Origin of the sequence: Paenarthrobacter sp. A20, from assembly GCF_024168825.1 — a bacterium.
GTDB lineage: Bacteria > Actinomycetota > Actinomycetes > Actinomycetales > Micrococcaceae > Arthrobacter.
In genome coordinates this window covers 1,264,522-1,277,416 of record NZ_JALJWH010000001.1, presented here as the reverse complement: position 1 = coordinate 1,277,416, position 12,895 = coordinate 1,264,522, and the positions used below count along the sequence as shown (strand labels likewise).

13 protein-coding genes are annotated in these 12,895 nt (G+C 62.8%); 8 read left to right on the top strand and 5 right to left on the bottom strand.

The genetic code is table 11. The annotated features are described in order from the left end of the window. Nucleotides 1–93: 93 nt before the first annotated feature. On the bottom strand, nucleotides 94–867 hold the full coding sequence (locus J3D46_RS06155; RefSeq protein ID WP_231343395.1) for a GAF and ANTAR domain-containing protein: 774 nt from the start codon (nucleotides 865–867) through the stop codon (nucleotides 94–96). Between the two features lie 276 nt (nucleotides 868–1,143). On the opposite strand from J3D46_RS06155, the gene J3D46_RS06150 reads away from it, so the two are divergent. The 5 genes from J3D46_RS06150 (at nucleotide 1,144) to J3D46_RS06130 (ending at nucleotide 6,295) form a co-directional block, all read left to right on the top strand. Next, on the top strand, nucleotides 1,144–1,476 hold the full coding sequence (locus J3D46_RS06150) for a hypothetical protein (RefSeq protein ID WP_231343396.1): 333 nt from the start codon (nucleotides 1,144–1,146) through the stop codon (nucleotides 1,474–1,476). Nucleotides 1,477–2,183: 707 nt separating this feature from the next. Beyond that, a complete protein-coding gene (locus tag J3D46_RS06145) occupies nucleotides 2,184–2,975 on the top strand; it encodes a DeoR/GlpR family DNA-binding transcription regulator (RefSeq protein WP_231343397.1) in 792 nt (263 codons plus the stop codon). After that, complete coding sequence (locus J3D46_RS06140; protein ID WP_253465771.1) at nucleotides 2,972–3,964, top strand: 1-phosphofructokinase family hexose kinase; 993 nt, start codon at nucleotides 2,972–2,974, stop codon at nucleotides 3,962–3,964. The genes J3D46_RS06145 and J3D46_RS06140 overlap by 4 nt, the downstream gene beginning before the upstream one ends. After that, the gene (locus tag J3D46_RS06135) at nucleotides 3,961–5,961 is read left to right on the top strand and encodes a fructose-specific PTS transporter subunit EIIC (RefSeq protein WP_253465769.1); all 2,001 of its coding nucleotides are present in this window, start codon (nucleotides 3,961–3,963) and stop codon (nucleotides 5,959–5,961) included. Before J3D46_RS06140 ends, J3D46_RS06135 begins: the two co-directional genes overlap by 4 nt. A gap of 55 nt (nucleotides 5,962–6,016) precedes the next feature. Beyond that, nucleotides 6,017–6,295: an HPr family phosphocarrier protein gene (locus tag J3D46_RS06130; protein ID WP_231343400.1), complete on the top strand. Its 279-nt coding sequence runs from the start codon at nucleotides 6,017–6,019 to the stop codon at nucleotides 6,293–6,295. Nucleotides 6,296–6,374: 79 nt separating this feature from the next. Here the strand turns inward: J3D46_RS06130 and J3D46_RS06125 are convergent, their stop codons facing one another. Next, nucleotides 6,375–7,331, bottom strand: a complete 957-nt coding sequence (locus J3D46_RS06125; protein WP_231342774.1) for a DNA topoisomerase IB — start codon at nucleotides 7,329–7,331, stop codon at nucleotides 6,375–6,377. 35 nt (nucleotides 7,332–7,366) lie between these two features. Then, the gene (locus tag J3D46_RS06120; protein WP_231342776.1) at nucleotides 7,367–7,846 is read right to left on the bottom strand and encodes a Dps family protein; all 480 of its coding nucleotides are present in this window, start codon (nucleotides 7,844–7,846) and stop codon (nucleotides 7,367–7,369) included. A gap of 309 nt (nucleotides 7,847–8,155) precedes the next feature. Here J3D46_RS06120 and J3D46_RS06115 point away from each other — a divergent pair, with 309 nt between their 5' ends. Together J3D46_RS06115 and J3D46_RS06110 are read left to right on the top strand one after the other, a co-directional pair. Beyond that, nucleotides 8,156–8,326 (top strand): hypothetical protein, encoded by a 171-nt coding sequence (locus J3D46_RS06115; RefSeq protein WP_231342779.1) that lies wholly within the window; start codon nucleotides 8,156–8,158, stop codon nucleotides 8,324–8,326. A gap of 171 nt (nucleotides 8,327–8,497) precedes the next feature. After that, the gene (locus tag J3D46_RS06110) at nucleotides 8,498–9,010 is read left to right on the top strand and encodes a DUF6328 family protein (protein WP_231342782.1); all 513 of its coding nucleotides are present in this window, start codon (nucleotides 8,498–8,500) and stop codon (nucleotides 9,008–9,010) included. Between the two features lie 66 nt (nucleotides 9,011–9,076). Here the strand turns inward: J3D46_RS06110 and J3D46_RS06105 are convergent, their stop codons facing one another. Beyond that, on the bottom strand, nucleotides 9,077–9,943 hold the full coding sequence (locus J3D46_RS06105; protein ID WP_253465766.1) for a Ku protein: 867 nt from the start codon (nucleotides 9,941–9,943) through the stop codon (nucleotides 9,077–9,079). 38 nt (nucleotides 9,944–9,981) lie between these two features. Here J3D46_RS06105 and J3D46_RS06100 point away from each other — a divergent pair, with 38 nt between their 5' ends. Beyond that, entirely contained in the window at nucleotides 9,982–12,543 is a 2,562-nt protein-coding gene (locus J3D46_RS06100) for an ATP-dependent DNA ligase (protein ID WP_253465763.1), read from the top strand. Nucleotides 12,544–12,575: 32 nt separating this feature from the next. Here the strand turns inward: J3D46_RS06100 and J3D46_RS06095 are convergent, their stop codons facing one another. Then, nucleotides 12,576–12,836, bottom strand: a complete 261-nt coding sequence (locus tag J3D46_RS06095; protein WP_231342791.1) for a hypothetical protein — start codon at nucleotides 12,834–12,836, stop codon at nucleotides 12,576–12,578. Nucleotides 12,837–12,895: the final 59 nt, after the last annotated feature.

Genomic DNA, 12,895 nt, shown 5'->3' with positions numbered 1-12,895 from the left:
TCCAAGGGCTATCTGCTTAACCCACCTAAAATGTAGTTCACCAGTGGCGCGCGTCACAAGTCATGGGTTTGCCGGCTTGCACCCTTTGTGGGGTCAGGCCTCAAAGTGGGCAACGGGAGCCTGCTGCGCCACGGTCTTGACCAACGACTCGGCGACGACCCGCAGCTTCTGGTTCCGGGTACTCGAGGCCTTCTTGAGGATCTGGAATGCTTCTTCCTGGGTACAGCGGTTCTGCCCCATGATGATGCCGCATGCAAGGTCGATGACAGTCCTTGACTGCATGGCCTCCTGGAGGTCATCAGCATGTTGCTGCTTCACGCCTATCCGCACAGCCAACCGCAGGGAGCGCTCGGCTTGGCTGGCGTACAGCTCGCAATTTTGGATGGTGGCTGCATCGAAGGCGTCGATCTGCGGAGCAAAGAAGTTCAAGGCCGCAGTGGCTCCTTCATCCAGCTCCAGCGGGACGCAGAGGGCGGAAAGATGACCACGCTCCGCAATCACCGTGCAGTACTCCGGCCACCGCTCCTCGGTGGAAGTATGGGGAACATGCACGGTTGCGTGGCTGCGCATCGCCTCCAGGCACGGCCCATCACCGTAGGCCTGCTGAACTTCATCGATCAGCCTGGCTTCGTGGGTGCTGCCGGCCACCGTTGCCGTACGGCGGCGCCGGCTAAGGGTGATGCCACAATGAACATTCATGCCAACGGCCTGGGACACGGCCGCAGCCGAGAACACAGCGAGTTCTCCCAGGAATCCACCCACGTCTTCGCTGTCGATCACAAGGTCCTGCAGCCGTTCAGGCACCGAAGAATCGTCGGGCGCTGAGGCGGCATCAGGCAGCGCCAATTCAACGTTCATTTCGTCCATGCCTTAGTTTACGGTCGTCCGGGTTCGGCTTGTCACCCTCTGGCGAAAGGCCGCAGAAATCCTTGCATCTGCGGTGCACCTATGTGCACAATCTAGCTAACAGTCCCCATCACAGGACCCAGGCTTTTAGCTCATGCAGACGGGCGTCCCGCATTTTTTGATGCAGAGGTTACACCCATGCCCGCCCAGCCAGCGTCCAGAGTCCCGGACGAAGCCCACCAACCGCCTGACCAACCTCTTTGGTGCCAGCGGTGCAATTCGGACAAGCACTTGCTGGTGAATTCCATCCAGTCGCACTATCCACCCGCGCCCAACATGGTTGACGTCAGCTATGAATGCCATGCCTGCAAGTACGCCTACCAACAGATCGCCTCCGTTCAGAGGGTTGCGGTGATACTGAACCGTCCCGGCGTCTCGCAGGGTGTCCTTCAATTCGGCGGCCAGTACCTGCACTGCGGTGAGCCCATGAAAACCAAGAGCTGCGAGTTGCGGAGGATCCAGGCTCCCCTTGCCCTGAAGCCCGGTGGACAGTTGCGGATCTACGAGGTACTCATCAACACGCGCATCCTGGGGTGCCAGTGCGGTTTCCGCATGGAAATCCCGGACTGAGGACCAGCGCACAGCAGTTTCGGAGCTACAGGGAGGGAAAGCATGCACGCAGAATCACAGAGGAAAGAAACGTCCACAACAGGTTCCACGCCGCGGCCGGCCAGCAGGCACAAACTTCCCGACCCGCCGGATCCGGACAATTTGCCCATTGACTACAGGGCCGCCGGGTGGGATTCCCAGCGAAACCCCTCCGCCGTCCCCAAAAGTCCGGAACCAAAACACCCCTCACACCGAAGGAGCGCCTGATCATGAGCGAGTTCCCACCGGACCCTTCACAGCCTGATCCCACACGCGATCCAAGTCCGGATCCAACCCGGGAGCCCGGCCCTACTCCCGAGCCCGTCCCCTTGCCGGAGCCTGGGCCACCGCCCATTCCTGACCCCACGCCCGGACCGACCATGCCGTCGCCGCCCGGACAGGGAGAACCGCCCGCTCCCCTGACCTAGGGTCCACCGGGCACATCCAAGGACCGGATCCCGGCAAATCCCCCAGTCGGGATCCGAACGAGGGCATGTCGCGCCACAGGGAGCGCGGCATGCCCTTTGGCATGTCCGGAGGCAGCCCACCCCAGCGATCTTTGTTTATGTTGATTTCTATTGACTTACCAACATAAACAAAGATAGAGTCAAGCAATTCCACAACGTTGTGACAGCAGTCACCAAGGTGGCTGAACTGAAAATCTTGGCTTTTACCGCAATGGAGGGTAAGTGTTCGCAGAAGAGCGCCAGCAACTGATCTCCGCACTCGTCGCAGAGCGCGGACGGGTGAGCGTTACCGACCTCGCCGACCGTTTCAGCATCACTACTGAGACAGTCCGCCGGGATCTCGCAGCCCTTGAAGTCTCGGGGAACCTGAGGCGAGTCCACGGTGGCGCCGTCCCGTCGGACCGTCTCAGCACACGTGAAGAAAGCATCCTGGAACGTGCGGTCCAACGTCAGATAGAGAAGCTTCGCATCGCAAACGCGGCCTTGGCGCTTATCCCGGAACTTACGACAGGCAGCATCCTGCTGGACGCAGGATCCACCACGGAAATCCTGGCGGACCTGCTGGCCCAGCGGACACCATCGGCCAATGGAAACGATGAACTCGTGGTGATCACCCATGCCATTCCCATCGCCGGCAAACTTTCCTCCACGCAGGGCATCGCACTCCAGATCCTTGGCGGCCGTGTCCGCGGACTGACGCAGGCCGCCGTCGGGCAGTCCACTGTGGAGGCCGCCTACAAACTTCGCCCCGACATCGCATTTGTGGGCGCAAACGGCATTCACTCCACCTTCGGGCTTAGCACTCCCGATCCTGAGGAAGCCGCGGTCAAAGCCGCCTTCGTCACGTCAGCCCGCCGAGTGGTGGCCCTGGCCGACTCTTCCAAGCTGGACGCCGAAACGCTGGTCCAGTTCGCCACTTTGAAGGATGTTGACACCTTGATTACAGACAGCGAACCGTCCGCGGAACTCGCAGCGGCCCTGGCCGATGCCGGCGTTGACGTGGTGATCGCATGATCGTCACCCTGACCGCCAACCCCAGCCTGGACCGCACCGTGGAACTTCCAGGAGCCCTCGCCCGCGGTGAGGTACAGCGCGCCGTGGCCGTCCACCAGGAGTCCGGCGGAAAGGGCGTCAACGTTTCCCGGGCGCTGGTGGCCTCCGGACTCGACACCCTGGCAGTGCTTCCGGGCGCAGATTCGGACCCGGTCCTTTCAGGACTGCACGACGCCGGCGTGCCGTTCGCGGCGCTGCCCATCGGTCAGGCGTTGCGCAGCAACGTCACGCTCACGGAACCGGATGGCGTCACTACCAAGATCAACGAACCCGGCCCGGAGCTGAGCGGTGACCAGCAGGAGGCCCTGATCGGGCTCTTGCTGGAGCGCTCCCGTGGCGCCAGCTGGGTGGTACTCGCAGGATCGCTCCCACCAGGAGTTCCCGCGGATTTCTACGCCACAATCGCGCGTCGGCTCCGGTCGAACGCGGACGGAACGGCCGCCCCCGGCATCGCCATCGACTCTTCCGGGGCACCGCTTGCGGCTGCGCTGGTGGGCGACGCCCCAGGTAAACCGGACCTCCTCAAGCCGAACGCTGAAGAGCTCGCAGAGCTTGCCGCCGCCGCCGGCTTCACCAACGTCTCCACAGCTGACGAACTGGAAGCGGACCCGGCCAAGGCCGTCCAAGCCGCCGCCGCCGTCGTCGCCAGCGGTGTAGGCGCCGTTCTCGCAACACTCGGGTCCAAGGGAGCAATCCTGGTGACGGCAGACGGAGCGTGGCTTGCCACTCATTCGCCCATCAAAGCCGTCAGCACGGTAGGCGCCGGGGACTCTGCATTGGCCGGATATTTGCTGGCTGCAACCCAAGGCGGGTCCGCGCAGGACTGCCTTCGTCAGGCCGTGGCACATGGTGCCGCTGCTGCTTCCCTGCCGGGCTCCACTGTCCCGGCAGTCCACCAAACAACCCCCGATGCCGTAACCATCACGGCCCTCCAGAAGGACTCACAGTGACCCAGCTGATCACAACCCAATTGGTCACCCTCGACCAAAACCTGGGCGACTCCCCTGCCGACGTCATCCGCGTCCTGGCCGGCAAAGTTGCCGACACCGGCCGTGCTTCCGAGGTTGAAGGGCTCTTCACTGATGCCTTTGCCCGCGAGCAGAAGACCGCAACGGGCGTCCCCGGCGGTATCGCCATCCCGCACTGCCGCTCGGCCGCCGTCACCGAACCTGCCCTTGCCATGGCCCGCCTCTCGCACAAGGTGGACTTCGGCGCCAAGGACGGCCCGGCAGACCTGATCTTCTTCATCGCAGCCCCGGACGGCGCGGACCAGGAACACCTGAAGCTGCTCTCCAAACTGGCTCGTTCGCTGATCAAGAAGGACTTCACGGCGGCGCTGCGTGCGGCCGCCACTGAGCAGGACATCGTGGACCTCGTGGACGGCGCGCTGGCAGACAAGCCTGCGGCTGCTGCCGCAGCTCCTGTAGAAAACACGACGGCGGCTGCCGCACCAAAGCGCATTGTCGCCGTGACCGCCTGCCCAACGGGTATTGCACACACCTACATGGCCGCTGATTCGCTCGTCGCCGCCGCCAAGGAAATGGGCGTTGACCTGCAGGTCGAAACCCAGGGTTCTTCCGGCGCCAAGCCGTTGGACCCGGCGGTGATCGCTGCGGCTGACGCAGTGATCTTCGCCGTCGACGTTGATGTTCGCGGCAAGGAGCGCTTCGCCGGAAAGCCTGTCATCAACGCACCGGTCAAGCGCGGCATCGACGAACCCACCAAGATGGTCCAGGAAGCTCTCGCCGCCGCTGAAGATCCGCATGCCCGCCGTGTTCCGCACTCCGGCGCCGAAGAGCAGGCTGAGCGTGCCGAGGACGAGAAGGGCGAGCACATCGGCCAGAAGCTGAAGCGCGCACTCCTCACCGGTGTGAGCTACATGATTCCGTTCGTGGCCGGTGGTGGTCTGCTGATTGCCCTCGGGTTCCTGCTGGGCGGCTATGACATCACTGCCGTGGCGGACAAGGTGGTGCTGGAGAACAACTTCGGCAACCTGCCTGAGGGCGGCCTCACCATCTACCTCGGTGCGGTCCTGTTCAAGATCGGCGCCCTGTCCATGGGCTTCCTGGTCCCGGCCCTGGCTGGCTACATTGCCTACGCCATCGCCGACCGTCCGGGTATTGCCCCGGGCTTCGTCGCCGGTGCCGTATCAGGCTTCATGGGTGCAGGGTTCCTCGGCGGCATCGTCGGCGGCCTACTGGCCGGTTACATCGCGCATCTGATCGGAACCTGGCAGGTACCCCGCTGGCTCCGTGGCCTGATGCCCGTCGTCATCATCCCGCTGCTTGCCTCCATCGTCGCGTCCGGCCTGATGTTCCTGGTTCTCGGCGGTCCCATCGCAGGCCTCACGGTAGCCCTGAACACTTGGCTCACCGGCATGAGCGGCGCTTCCGCCGTGGTCCTTGGCATCATCCTCGGCCTCATGATGTGCTTCGATCTGGGTGGTCCGGTCAACAAGGTTGCCTACGCCTTCGCAGTTGCCGGCTTGAGCGCGGGCAGCGCCGACAACCAGGCTCCGTGGATGATTATGGGCACCGTGATGGCGGCCGGCATGGTCCCGCCGCTGGCGATGGCCTTGGCTACCGCGTTGGACAAGAAGGTCTTCACCCTCAACGAGCGTGAGAACGGCAAGGCGGCTTGGCTGCTGGGTGCATCCTTCATCTCCGAAGGCGCCATTCCCTTCGCCGCAGCCGACCCGCTGCGTGTTATCCCCGCCAGCATGCTGGGCGGCGCACTGACCGGCGCACTCTGCATGGCCACCGGGGTCACCTCGCAGGCTCCCCATGGCGGTTTGTTCGTCTTCTTCGCCATCGGCAACCTGGTGATGTTCGTCGTCGCCATCGTGGCCGGAATGGTGGTCAGCGCCCTGGCTGTCATCGCCCTCAAGCGCTGGGCCGTGAAGAAGCCGGTTGAAGCAGAACCCGTTCCTGCAACCGCCAGTGTCTAAAGGTCCTACGGTCTAGACTTCCCACAAAGCCACCCACCACCACAAAGGAGCACCAATGCCTGAACGTACCGCCACCATCGCAAGCCGTGTGGGCCTCCATGCCCGCCCCGCCGCAATCTTCGCCGAAGCTGCCGGCGACCTTGACCTCGACATCACCATCGCCCGCCAAGGCGAGCCTGCCGACGACGCCATGGACGCTGCCAGCATCCTGTCCCTGATGAGCTTGGGAGCATCCCACGGTGACGTGGTGGTTCTGCGTGCCGAGGGTGAAGGTGCGGACGCCGCTTTGGACAGCCTGGTGAAGATCCTCGAAACGGACCACGACGCCGAGTAGGGAACCACTCAGCGACGCAGAAAGAGCCTGGCGACACCCGGATATGGGTGTCGCCAGGCTCTTTCTGTAGCACCCGCCTCTAGGAGTCGCTTCCGTTCAGGTAGGCCGCAATCGACGCTTCGGTGGGCTTCACGTCCTTGAGTTCTTCGGACAGGTACCCCTCGATGATCCTCGGGTCCACGTAGGAGGATCGCGCCACGGATGGAGTATTGCCCAGAAGTTCCGAGGCTTCCTTGATGGCCCGCACTACGGCCTGGCGGGGAGTGCCTTTGTGGCCGGATTTGATGAGGCAGAGCGCCGCAGCCGCAGTGCCTTTCCATGTCCGGAAATCCTTCGAGGAATAGGCCTCCCCCGCGATGCCACGCAGGTATTCATTGATCATGGACGCGTCGACGGGTACCCAGGTTCCGTCGGATTGGTAAGCCAGCAGGCGTTCCTTGCCTGGCCGCTCCGCCAGTGGTTCCAGAAAGGCCGCCAGGGCAGGGTCGCGGATGGAGGTGTCCCACAATTGGCCGCTCTTGCCGGGGAACTTGAGGAAGACGTCCGGTCCTTCCACCCGCGCGTGACGGCACCGGAGAGTGGTGAGCCCGTAGGAGCCGTTCTGCTTCATGTAGATCTCCGACCCGACGCGCAGGGCACCCAGATCCATGAACCGCACTGCGGCAGCAAGGGTTTGCTGCCGGGGGTCCCCTGAATCCTGGAGATGCACGGTCACGTTACGTCGGACGGACGGCAGGACCCTCCCCAGCGTGGCAGCCCGAATGAACTTCTCGGTGTCCTTCCGTTCCCGCCATGTGGGGTGGTAGATGTACTGGCTGCGCCCCGCATCATCCACGCCAGTCGCCAGGATGTGCCCGTTCTCGAAAGGGCTGATCCATACATCGGTCCAAGCAGGCGGGATCGCCAGCGCATTGACGCGCTGGCGATCCTCCTTGCTGACCAGACTCCCGTCCGGGTGGCGGTAGCTGAATCCTTTTCCTACCTTGCGGCGAACAATGCCGGGCTTGGAAAGGTCACTCCGCTTAAGCCTTGGCACGGTTGATCCGCCCTGTCCGTGATCAGCCGGCCAGGCTAGGCTTCGTCCGGGTCCGTTACGGAAGCGCCGGCGTTCATGATTTCCGCGTTGATCATCCACACCAGCTGCTCAAGGCGGGCGATGAACGCGTGCAGCAGGTCCGCCGTCGTGGGATCTTCCTCGTCCACCTCATCATGGACGTCGCGCATTGTCTGGACAGCGCGCTCCACGCGGTCGGTCACCAATTTGACGGCGTTCTTGGTGTTGACCAGGCCGGCTGGGAATTCCTCCAGGCGGGTGCCCTTGGCGATGGTTGCGCTGCGGCCATCAGGCAATGCATGAAGGGCCCGCATGCGCTCGGCGGTGTCATCGGCAAACTGGCGGGTGGCGAGGACCAGCTCGTCCAACTGAAGGTGCAGATCGCGGAAGTTCGGTCCCACGATGTTCCAGTGGGCCTGCTTCCCTTGGAGCTGTAGCTCGATAAGGTCTGTCAGGACGATCTGAAGGTTGTCTGCAAGCTGCTGTGACGCTTTCATGTGTTCCTCTCGTGGACGTTCATGTGAGCGAAGAGATGCCGCCTAATACCCACGGCATCTGCCCCCATCATCAGGTGACGACTTCAACAAGCCTTTCATAAGGGTGCTTAGTAGTACAATGAGAAGTGTTACTGTTCACGACTGGCGAACTTCGCCCTTCAGCGAAGACCAGTATGTGATAACTGAAAGGCACTTCGAGGCGGCAGGGCCGCTTCAAAGTACCGGCATCACTAAATCGAAGTAAACGGAATGCATAGTTGGGAACGGGCGGCAATAGCCAAAGTTCCCCCAGAAAGGAATGTGCTGACCATGAATACGCTTCTGATCATTGCTGGTGTAGTGGCAATTGTTCTCCTCCTTGTAGGCGGTTTCTCCCAAGCCCTTAACTGGTTGCTTTGGGTGGGCGTCATCCTCCTCGTCGTCGCGGCCATCGGATGGTTGCTGAGCTTCATGTCAGGCCGTCGGGGCCATACGGTTTAGACACACCGCGACCCCAACGCGCACTGAGGTCGATCCTCCGGCGTGATCAACCGCCGTCCGAAGCGCTACCAGTTGCTGAGGGCGGCGGCGCCGCGTCGGGATCCTTGGGCGGGCAGTTCCTGTTCGGGCGCAGGCGTTCGTCGGCGTCCACCAATACGCGGAGGTTCACGAATGGTAGAGCCGGAACCGGCACCCAGATTCGGCAGGAACGAGTCCACCGAAGAACGGATGGACCGGAACTGGATGGAGTTAATCCAGGAACTTCGTGTCCTTCAAACCGGAGTGCAGATCCTGGGCGGGTTCCTGCTGACGTTGCCTTTTCAACCGCGCTTTGGCGAGCTGGACGACTGGCAACGGAGCCTCTACCTCACCAACGTGATGGTTGCCGCCCTGACCACCGTGCTCATAGTGCTTCCCGTCAGCGTTCACCGAAGACTCTTCCGCCGCGGCCTCAAATCCGTGCTCGTCTCCAGCGCAGACACCATTACCAAATGGGCGCTGGGTGGAGTCGCCATCTTGATCACCGGCTCCGCATCGCTGGTCTTCGACGTCACGGCAGGCAGGACCGCCGGATTGGTGGCGGGCGGCTTCATCATCCTGGTGCTGCTTGTCCTGGTGGTCGGAATGCCTTTATGGCTGTACCGGCAAGGAATGCGCAACAACGGCGACTCGAAGGAAGAGTGAGCAATGCGGCGACCCAAGTGAGCAATGCGGCGACCTCATCCGGGAAAGGAAATTGACGACGCCGGTTCACGCCTTTTTCTTTGCCCGCGCCTTTGGCTTGCTGGCAGTTTTGCTGGCGGCAGCATCGTCGTCGGACTCTTTTTCCTTGCCGCGCTTCTTATCCAGACTGCGCTTGAGTGCTTCCATGAGGTCGATGACGTCGCCGCCCTCGCCTTCGCCTTCCACGACGCCGAAGGTGGCCTCGGTGTCCAGGGCCTCGCCCTTCTCCAGCTTCGCCTCGATCAGTGTCTTCAGCTGCGCTTGATAGTCATCGGTGTATTCGTCCGGATCAAAGTCGTGCGCCATGGACTCCACCAGGGCGGAGGACATCTCGAGTTCCTTGTCGGAGATCTTGATGTCCGTCTCCAGCGACGGGAACTTGGCCTCACGGACTTCGTCGCCCCATAGCAGTGCCTGGAGCAACAGCACATCGCCGCGTACCCGCAACGCCCCCAGCCGGGTCTTTTGGCGCAGCGCATACTGGACAATGGCTATCCTGTCCGTGTCCTCCAGCGTCTGCCGCAACAGCATATAGGCCTTGGGGGATTTGGAATCCGGCTCAAGGAAATAGCTGCGCTCGTACATGATGGGATCCAGCTGCTCAGCGGGGATAAACTCCACCACTTCGATCTCACGGCTGTTCTCCTCGGGCAAGGACTTTAATTCAGCGGCGGTAAGGACCACTGTCCGGCCTTCTTCTTCGTAGGCCTTGTCGATATCCTCATAGGCCACGACTTCGCTGCAAATTTCGCATTTTCGCTGGTACCGAATCCGCCCGCCGTCCTTATTGTGGACTTGGTGCAGGCCAATATCGTGATCCTCCGTGGCACTGTAGAGCTTCACTGGTACGTTGACCAGACCGAACGCGATGGATCCCTTCCATATGGCCCTCATGCACCCAGTCAACAGCACAAGACAGCAGAGGAGAAGAGGTGGCAGGCAAGCAACAGGAGCGGGTAAACGTGGAAGGCCACGAGCTCACCCTCACCAACCTGGGCAAAATCATCTACCCGGAAACCGGGACAACCAAGGCTGAAGTACTGGAGTACTACGCCGCCGTGGCGCCTTTTCTCATCCCGGCAGCGGCGAACAGGCCCGTGACGCGAAAGCGCTGGGTCAACGGCGTTGGTACGGCAGAGCACCCAGGCCAGGTGTTCTTCCAGAAGAACCTTGAGGACTCCGCGCCCAAGTGGATACCGCGGGCCACCATCCACCACTCGGACCACACCAACGACTACCCCATGGTCAATAACCTGGCCACGCTCACCTGGATGGCCCAAATCGCCTCCCTGGAGATCCACGTTCCGCAATGGCAGGTGGACGCCGCCGGGAATCCGCTCCGGCCCGACCGCTTCGTGCTGGATCTTGATCCCGGCCCCGGAGCCGGCCTTCCCGAATGCGTTGAAGTGGCCAAGCTGGCCCGCTCCATCCTGCAGGACATGGGCATGGACCCCGTCCCGGTCACCAGCGGCAGCAAAGGCATCCACCTCTACACGGGCGTTGACGGGACCCTGAAGTCCGAGCAGGTTTCCGCCTTCGCCCACGAGCTCGCGCGCGCCCTGGAGTCCGACCACCCGGAACTGGTGGTCAGCGACATGAAGAAGTCCCTCCGCAAAGGCAAAGTCCTGGTGGACTGGAGCCAGAACAGCGGAAATAAGACGACGATCGTCCCCTACTCACTCCGCGGAAAAGCTCGGCCCACCGTCGCAGCGCCGCGTACGTGGCGGGAGCTCGCCTCCCCCTCGTTGGAGCACCTGGACTTTCTTTCCGTGATGAAACGGGTCAAGTCAGGCAAGGACCACTTCGCTTCGATCTCCGACCGGCACCTGCCGCCGCACGGCGAGGATGGCAATGACGACGGCGGTGCTGCCGGCGGCAGTTCAGGCACGGGTGGGGCCGCCCGTGAGCGGGCGGTGACGGTCGAGAACCGTCTCGCCAAGTACGTTGGGATGCGCGATCCGGACAAGACTCCGGAGCCGTTTCCGTCGTCGTCGGCCGCATCTGCCGCGAGGGCGCCGTCCGGTAGCTCGTCCCCGGACCAGCCGAAACCCGGCGAGCCACCGCCACCGGGCGGCACCTTCGTCATCCAGGAGCACCACGCCCGCCGCTACCATCTGGATTTCAGGCTGGAACACGACGGCGTCCTGGTCTCCTGGGCACTCCCCCGCGGCGTGCCCGAAACCCCGGACCGGAACAACCTTGCCGTGCACACCGAAGACCATCCCATGGACTATGCCAACTTCGCCGGCGTCATTCCCAAAGGTGAATACGGCGCCGGGACGGTCACCATCTGGGACCGCGGGGAGTACACCTGCGAGAAATGGCGCGATGGCAAGGAAGTGATCGCGACCCTCACGGGCGAGCCCGGCGGTGGGTTGCATGGGACCAAGCGGTTCGCCCTCATCAACACTGGTCAGAACTGGCTGATCCACCTCATGAAGGAGCAGCCTGGAGGGCGGAAGGGCCCACCAAGCAAGGACGTGAAGCCGGCGCTCTCCCAGCCGCCGGTCAAGCCGCCCGCACCCCAGGCCATGCCGGACTACACCCCCATGCTGGCCACCTCGGGGTCCACGGACGATCTCCACGGCGACGACTGGCTGTATGAGCTGAAGTGGGATGGGATCCGCGCAGTTATCACAGGTACAGAGGGAAGGATCCGCCTCATGAGCCGCAACGGGAACGACCTCACGGCCACGTACCCGGAGCTCACTGACCGTTCGTGCTGGCCCGACGGTGACTTCGTGGCGGACGGCGAAATCGTGGCGCTGGGCAAGGGCTCCCGACCGGATTTCGGTCGGCTGCAGCTGCGGATGAACCTGGTCAAAACCGCAGATATCGAGCGGGCACGCGCATCGGTGCCGGTGCAGCTCATGCTGTTCGACCTTCTTTACGACGGCGGCACGGACCTGAGCGCCCTGCCATTCCACGAGCGCCGCGAACGGCTTTCAGCCTTTGCGGATCGCCTGCGCAAAGGCTGTCCCCTTCACCTATCCGCCGTGTTGGACCACGACGTGGAAGACCTCATGGCCAGCGCCGCCGAGCTTGGCCTGGAAGGCGTCATGGCGAAGAAGGCGGACAGCCGCTACGTGATCGGGCGCCGGAGCAGGTCCTGGCTCAAGCTCAAGCTGGAGCAGAGCCAGGAGGTGGTGGTGGGTGGCTGGCGTACCGGCGCGGGGGCCCGAAGCGGGACGTTCGGCTCGTTGCTGTTGGGCATTCCGGACGGCGACAAGCTGCACTATGTGGGCAGGGTTGGCAGCGGGTTCAAGGATTGGCAGCTCCGGGACATCATGGAAAAGCTGGAGCCCCTGGTGATTGCTGATTCTCCCTTTGCCGATATTCCCCGGGAAGACGCTGCGGGCGCGAAGTGGGTGAGTCCTGGCCTTGTGGCCGAGGTGACGTTCGGCGAATGGACGGGCCCCGGCCGGCTGCGGCACCCCGTGTGGCGTGGGTGGCGTCCGGACAAGTCCCCCTTAGACGTCAGCCAGCCCAACTGAGTCACAGTTGGGCTGGCTGCGGGGGTACGGGCCTAGGAGGAGTGTGGCATCTGCGGGCGGCTGGTTCTGTGGATTGCCGTCACAGCTGCGCCTTGGCCCATGCGGCCGTGGGCCTGGTCGCGGTCTTTCGGGTGCCGGCGTTTGCCATTCCCGTCAGGCCACTGATTGCCTTGTTCCGTGCCCAGCGCAACCGCGATGGTTGCCGGTTCGGGCATCGGAGCCATGTCCATGGACTCCACCAAGTGGCTGGCTACCTCAGGATTGATGTTTTCAGCTTCATGTTTCGCAGTCATGATTCTTCCTTTCCAGAGTGAAACGAAGGGATTTCAATACTAGGTGCGCCGGAGAGGCT